This is a genomic window from Dietzia sp. Cai40, assembly GCF_014145165.1.
GTDB lineage: Bacteria > Actinomycetota > Actinomycetes > Mycobacteriales > Mycobacteriaceae > Dietzia > Dietzia natronolimnaea.
Genome location: NZ_JAALEB010000477.1, coordinates 1 through 5,650, shown reverse-complemented (window position 1 = coordinate 5,650; position 5,650 = coordinate 1). Strand labels below are relative to the sequence as shown.

General features: G+C 70.9%; 4 protein-coding genes, 2 tRNA genes and 2 pseudogenes. 2 read left to right on the top strand and 6 right to left on the bottom strand.

Annotation, left to right across the window (positions count from 1 at the left end; translation table 11 throughout):
* Both G6022_RS16095 and G6022_RS16090 read right to left on the bottom strand, forming a co-directional pair.
* Nucleotides 1–729: pseudogene (locus tag G6022_RS16095) on the bottom strand (hypothetical protein); the annotation flags it as partial.
* The gene (locus G6022_RS16090; protein WP_179524983.1) at nt 726–1,688 is read right to left on the bottom strand and encodes an ABC transporter ATP-binding protein; all 963 of its coding nucleotides are present in this window, start codon (nt 1,686–1,688) and stop codon (nt 726–728) included. The pseudogene G6022_RS16095 and the gene G6022_RS16090, both read right to left, overlap by 4 nt.
* Nucleotides 1,689–1,747: 59 nt before the next feature.
* On the opposite strand from G6022_RS16090, the gene G6022_RS16085 reads away from it, so the two are divergent.
* A complete protein-coding gene (locus tag G6022_RS16085; RefSeq protein ID WP_241730530.1) occupies nt 1,748–2,857 on the top strand; it encodes an alpha/beta hydrolase in 1,110 nt (369 codons plus the stop codon).
* Between the two features lie 30 nt (nt 2,858–2,887).
* On the opposite strand, the gene G6022_RS16080 is transcribed toward G6022_RS16085, so the two are convergent.
* Both G6022_RS16080 and G6022_RS16075 read right to left on the bottom strand, forming a co-directional pair.
* A tRNA-Ile gene (locus G6022_RS16080) sits at nt 2,888–2,964 on the bottom strand.
* Nucleotides 2,965–3,019: 55 nt separating this feature from the next.
* Nucleotides 3,020–4,405 carry a carboxylesterase family protein gene (locus G6022_RS16075; protein WP_182611192.1) on the bottom strand — a complete coding sequence of 462 codons (1,386 nt, stop codon included), beginning with the start codon at nt 4,403–4,405 and terminating at the stop codon, nt 3,020–3,022.
* Nucleotides 4,406–4,463: 58 nt separating this feature from the next.
* Between G6022_RS16075 and G6022_RS16070 the strand changes: the two genes are divergently transcribed.
* Complete coding sequence (locus G6022_RS16070; RefSeq protein ID WP_182611191.1) at nt 4,464–4,886, top strand: nuclear transport factor 2 family protein; 423 nt, start codon at nt 4,464–4,466, stop codon at nt 4,884–4,886.
* 52 nt (nt 4,887–4,938) lie between these two features.
* Here the strand turns inward: G6022_RS16070 and G6022_RS16065 are convergent.
* Together G6022_RS16065 and G6022_RS16060 are read right to left on the bottom strand one after the other, a co-directional pair.
* Nucleotides 4,939–5,011: transfer RNA gene (locus tag G6022_RS16065), tRNA-Asn, on the bottom strand.
* Between the two features lie 81 nt (nt 5,012–5,092).
* Nucleotides 5,093–5,650, bottom strand: a pseudogene (locus G6022_RS16060) (DNA primase); the annotation flags it as partial.

Genomic DNA, 5,650 nt, shown 5'->3' with positions numbered 1-5,650 from the left:
CGTCACGACGGCCACCACCAGCGGGAGTGCGGAGGGGTCCCCGAACGGCCGGACCAACCCGTGCCACCCCAGGGGGGAGGTCCAGCTCACCCAGTTCTCGTTGGTGTCCCCGATCCCCCGCAGGACGAGGGTGAGTCCGGCCAAGGTCATGCCCGTCGCCCACACGGTGCGGTTGTGGGCCACCACCTGCGCGAACACGGCAGTGGCAGCGGCGTATACCCATCCGGTGGCGACGATCGACGCCGCGTAGAGCGCGGCCCCGGTCCGGTCGACCGGGATGGCGAGCGTCGACGCCCAGATTCCGGCGCCGAGGAGGAGGAACACGCCGGCGACGACGACGAGGGCCGCCGTGACCGGGGCGAGCCGACCCGTCCGGGCGGACAGGAGGAGTTCCGTCCTGCCGGTCTCCTCCTCCCGGCGGGTGGACCGAGCGGTCAGGGCGATCGCCATGATCGGGATCGCGAAGGAGGCGATGAACGCGTACTCGTTCATCATGACCCCACCCAGGGTGTCGAGCCCCGCTATACGTCCGTTGAGCATCACCATCGCCTCGCCCAGGGAGGCGGAGTAGGTGGCGAGCTTCTCCGGCGTGTCGTACAGGGCCGCTATCGAGACGGCGGTGAGCAGATACAGCGCGACCAGCCCGAGGACCCACGCGGCGGCGGAGCGCCACCCCGTCCGCAGGTCGATCCGGGCCAGCAGGCCTGTGCCGGCGAATGCGGAGTTCACCGCGACCCGCCGGGGGTCGTGCCCGCCTCTGCGGGTCCCCCTGCGGCCCCCGCGCCCGAGTAGGCGGAGAGGAAGAGGTCGTCCAGGCTGGGTGGGGTGGCGGTGAGGGTGTGTATGCCGGCCGCGTGCAGGATCCCCGTGACCTCGGCGAGCCGCTCTGCCGGCACGTGGCAGCGGACGTCGAACCGCCCGTCCCCGGAGCGCTCCAACCGCAGACCGTCGACCCCGCCCACGGTCTCCAGTGCGCGGGGATCGGTGTCGGTGACGGCGTGGACCTCCGTGGTGGTGTGGCGGCGCAGGTCGCCCAGGGTGCCCGAGCTGATCGTGCGGCCGTCGCGGATGATGCTCACCCGATCGGCCAGCGCCTCGACCTCACCCATGATGTGGCTGGAGAGCAGCACGGTGGAACCACCGTCGACGGCCTCCCGGACGCAGCCCTGGAACACCTGCTCCATCAGCGGATCCAGACCGGAGGTGGGCTCGTCCAACACGAGCAGTTCGGCGCCGGACGCCAGGGCCGCCACGAGTGAGACCTTCTGCCGGTTCCCCTTGGAGTAGTCACGGGTGCGCTTGGTGGGGTCCAGGCGGAAGCGTTCGATCAGCTGGTCGCGGCGTGCCGGGTCCAGTCCCCCCAGCGCTCGTCCCAGTATGTCGATGCACTGGCCGCCGGTCAGGCGGGGCCACAGCGTCACCTCCCCCGGGACGTACGCCAGCCTGGAGTGGAGGTCGACCGCATCGCGCCACGGATCGCGGCCGAACAGGGTCACCCGTCCCGAATCGGACCGCATCAGACCCAGCAGGATCCTGATGGTGGTGGATTTCCCGGAACCGTTGGGCCCCAGGAAGCCGTGTACCTCGCCGCGGCGGACGTCGAGGTCCAGGCCGTCGAGCGCCCGGGTGGCGCCGAACGTCTTGACCAGGCCCTCGACGTGCACCACCGGGTCCGAATCTGAACGCATGACCAGTCCCTTCGTCGATTCTCCCCGATCATCCTCTCCATCCTCGGCACAATGTGGCAATGCGCTCACCGATGTCCGGACACAGGACTTTCCGCCCCTCGATCGCCGACCGCCTCACCAAGGCGGCCATGACCGCCTCTGGTTCTCTACCCGGTCCGGTCATCCAGCTGGCAGGTGGCGCCCCCCGGAGGATCGACGGCCAGGTGCTGGACCCGCATTTCCAGGCCGGGGTCCGGGTGATGTCCCTGTTGTCCGAGGGCGAGTACGAGGACATGCCGGTCGAACAGGCACGCCAGACGGTGGAGCGGTCGGCGTACACCGTCTCGGGGAACCGGATCGACCTCGCCGTCGTCAAGGACCTCGTCCTCCCGCTCGCCGGAACGGATCAGCCCGGCGACGAGACCGCCCGGGCCGACCTGCCCGCCCGCCTGTACTCCCCCGTCCACGGCGACGAAGCGCTGCCGATGCTCGTGTTCTTCCACGGCGGCGGGTGGGTGCTCGGGAGCATCGACTCCCACGATGCGACCTGCCGGTACATCGCGCGGATGGGCGGCCTCAAGGTTCTCAGCGTGGACTACCGTCTGGCCCCCGAGTTCCTCTTCCCCACGGCGGCCGAGGACGCCCTGGCCTCGTTCCGGTACGTGCGGGACAACGCCGGGTCCCTCGGGGTCGACCCGACGCGCATCGCGGTGGGCGGCGACAGCGCGGGCGGGAACCTGGCGGCGGTCGTGTGTCAACAGACCCGCGACGCCGGCGAGAAGACCCCCGACTTCCAACTGCTGTTCGTCCCCGCGACCAACATGTCGACGCGGACCCGCTCGTTCGAGCTGTTCGGCGAGGGCTTCTTCCTCACGGGGAAGAACATGGACTTCTACGAGAACACCTACCTGCGTTCCGACGACGACCGCCTCGACCCGCGGGCCTCCCCGCTGCTGGCCGAGGACTTCTCCGGCCTGCCCCCGGCGCACGTCGCCACCGGCGGGTTCGACCCGCTGCGCGATGAGGGCGAGGCGTACGCGCGGAAGATGGCCGACGCCGGCGTCAAGGTCTCGCTGCGCCGGCATTCCACGATGGTCCACCCGTTCGTCAACGCCGTCGGCGCCACCCCGCTCGCGCGCGCCGCGCTCTCGGAGGCGGTCGGAGCGCTGCGGATGGGTCTGGCGTACTGACCCGGGGTGGTCGGCGCATCGGCGTCGTGATGGTGGGGCCAGCGGGGCTCGAACCCGCGACCAGCGGATTATGAGTCCGCGGCTCTAACCAACTGAGCTATAGCCCCCCGCACGCGCCGGGAGCATCCACCGGCACGTGCCGCGCAATCGTAGCAAGACCCCTCACCGGTCCTCCGGCCACCAGACGGCACGCACTGCCGAGAGTCCGTCGGCGACCTGCGAGGGCGGGTCGTCCCATGCCATGACCAGCCGCTCGGGCGACTCATAGGCGGGATGACCCGGATCGCCGGTGGTCACGAAGTCGACCCACGAGTCGTGCATCCCCTCGACCAGACCCGCCGGCGGCGGGGCACCGAGATAGCGTTCCACGTTCTCCCCGTCCGGGACGGCCCAGAAGAACGGAAGGTCGGCGCAGTGCCTGGGCCCGTTTCCCCCGGTCCAGCAGAAGTCGTACACCCACGTCGGGTCGCCGGCGGCCACCCTGGTCTCGGCTGCGCGGGCCACCGTGGAGTGGATCGCGGCCGCGTCGATCACCGCGCCCACGCTCCGTCGCAGAGACCGGCCGTTCGACTGCCGGGCCAGCGCCCTGAGCCCCTGCCTGGGGAGTTGCTGGGACACCGCCATGAACGCGGCCCCCGGCACCAGCGCCGGACCCGGGAGCTTGTCCGAGACGGCCTCGAACTCCGTCGCGGTGGAACCGATGAGCAGCGGGACGCTCGTTGAAGGGCCTGCGGCGACCGCCTCGAGGGGAGGGGCCGGGACCGTCTCGCCTCCGACCACCGGACGGAACGGGAGCGTGAACTGGTTCTCGCGCCGGAGGCGCCGATGGAACTCGTCCACGGCGCCACGTCCCCCGGCCGCCAGCTCCTCCGCGGTGATCCCCTTGGGCGGGCGGGTCGCCGGGGCCCGCAGGACCGCCGGTGACGCCGCGATCGCCCCGTGGAACAGCCCTGCCGCCGGCGGTGAACCCAACAGGCACAGCACCGCTCCCCCGCCGGCCGACTGCCCGGTGACCGTCACCCTGTCGGGATCTCCGCCGAACGCGGCGATCTCGTCCCGGACCCACTCGAGGGCGGCGATCCAGTCGAGCATCCCGCGGTTGTCCGGGGCGTCGGGGAACGGCGTGAAGCCCTCGACACCCAGGCGGTAGCCCACCGAGACCACGATGATCCCCCGGCGGGCGAAGGTCGCACCGTCGAACCACGGCTGATGGGACGACCCCGATTCCCAGCCGCCCCCGTGGATCCACACCATCACCGGGTGCCCGGAACCCGTCGCCGGCGCCCACACGTCCACGTGCAGGATGTCGGTGCCCGCGACGATCGGCTCGGGGATCGCCGGGTCCGGGTCGAACCTCAGCCTCTGGGCGGTGGCGGCGGGCCTCGTCGCATCACGGACCCCGTCCCACGGCGCTCTACGGACCGGGGAGGCGAAGCGCAGCTCGCCGACCGGGTCCTCGGCGTACGGGATGCCGTAGAAGCGGACGACGTCACCGAGCTCGGTCCCACGGACGCGGCCGGTCGAGAGGGTGACTTCGGCGTCGGTCATGGCGCCAGGTTAACGACGAAGGCTGAGATCGCCCGGCGATCCCTGCTAGGAAAAGGTGATGAGCAGTGACAGGGACCAGATCATCGAGCGGATGGCGGACATCGCCACCGCTCTGGACACCCGCGACTGGGACGGGCTGGGAGAGCTGTTCACCGAATCCGCGACCGGGTACGGGGCGGCCGGTCGGGAGCAGATCGTCCGGACGGTGCGGGACCACCTCGGCGGGTGTGGCCCCTCCCAGCATCTGCTGGGCAACCACAGGGTGCACCTCGCGCTCGACGGAGACGAGGACCGGGCGAGGAGTCTGACGTACGCGCGGGTGCTTCACCTCGGGACGGGAGACCAGGCCGGACTGAGCTACGAGTGCTTCGGCGAGTACTCCGACCTGTGGACCAGGACCCCCGCGGGCTGGCGGATCGTCTCCAGGCGGTTCCGCGTCGACTTCGACCGCGGCGACTTCCGGACACTCCAGCCCGGCTAACCCCGAAATGCGGATCAGGCCGGAGGAGTGTCTCCTCCGGCCTGATCTACTGCTCCCCCATCTGGACTCGAACCAGAAACCCTTCGATTAACAGTCGAATGCTCTGCCAATTGAGCTATGGGGGATTGCTGCCGGTGACCGACGAGCACGTCGGACACCGAGAACTCACCTTAGTGCGAGGGCGACCATCGGACCAAATCGCGAGCTCAGGCGATGTCGGGCGTGGCGCCCACGGCCTGCTCGAGCAGTCCGCGCCGGTATTCCTCCAACGCCACGAGGTCGCCGAACAGCGCCGAGTACCCCTCCGGGTCGGCGGCCGGACTCATCCGCTGGACCTTGGACTTGAGGTCCGCGATCTGGCCGGACACCCACACCTCCTGTAGGCGGGCGAGCACGCCGGAGACGTAGCGGGGCAGCGCGTCCTCGGCCACGCGGAGCGTCTCGACCGCCATGAGGCCCACCAGCCGCTGCAGACCGTCGTCCTCGAGGCCCCTGGAGACCTCGGACACCCAGTTCGCGCCGCTCTTGCCGGAGGCGCACCCCCCGGCCGCGGACAGCGCGTCCGCGATCAGGGCGTAGGCGGGATGGGTGTAGCACTCGCCCGGGAGCGAGTCGAAGAGCGGTCCCGCCAGGCCCGGGTACTGCAGTGCCGCCTTGAGCGCCTCGCGCTGCGGCCAGAGCACCGGGTCCGACGCCGAGGGCAGGGGGACGCCCGTCGGCGCCGCGGGGGGCTGCTGGTCCGCGCGGGTGCCCGCCTCGTCGTC

Coding starts and splice junctions, on each gene's coding strand:
- G6022_RS16090 (WP_179524983.1), bottom strand. CDS start 1,688: ATGCGTTCAGATTCGGACCCGGTGGTGCACGTCGAGGGCCTGGTCAAG.
- G6022_RS16085 (WP_241730530.1), top strand. CDS start 1,748: ATGCGCTCACCGATGTCCGGACACAGGACTTTCCGCCCCTCGATCGCC.
- G6022_RS16075 (WP_182611192.1), bottom strand. CDS start 4,405: ATGACCGACGCCGAAGTCACCCTCTCGACCGGCCGCGTCCGTGGGACC.
- G6022_RS16070 (WP_182611191.1), top strand. CDS start 4,464: ATGAGCAGTGACAGGGACCAGATCATCGAGCGGATGGCGGACATCGCC.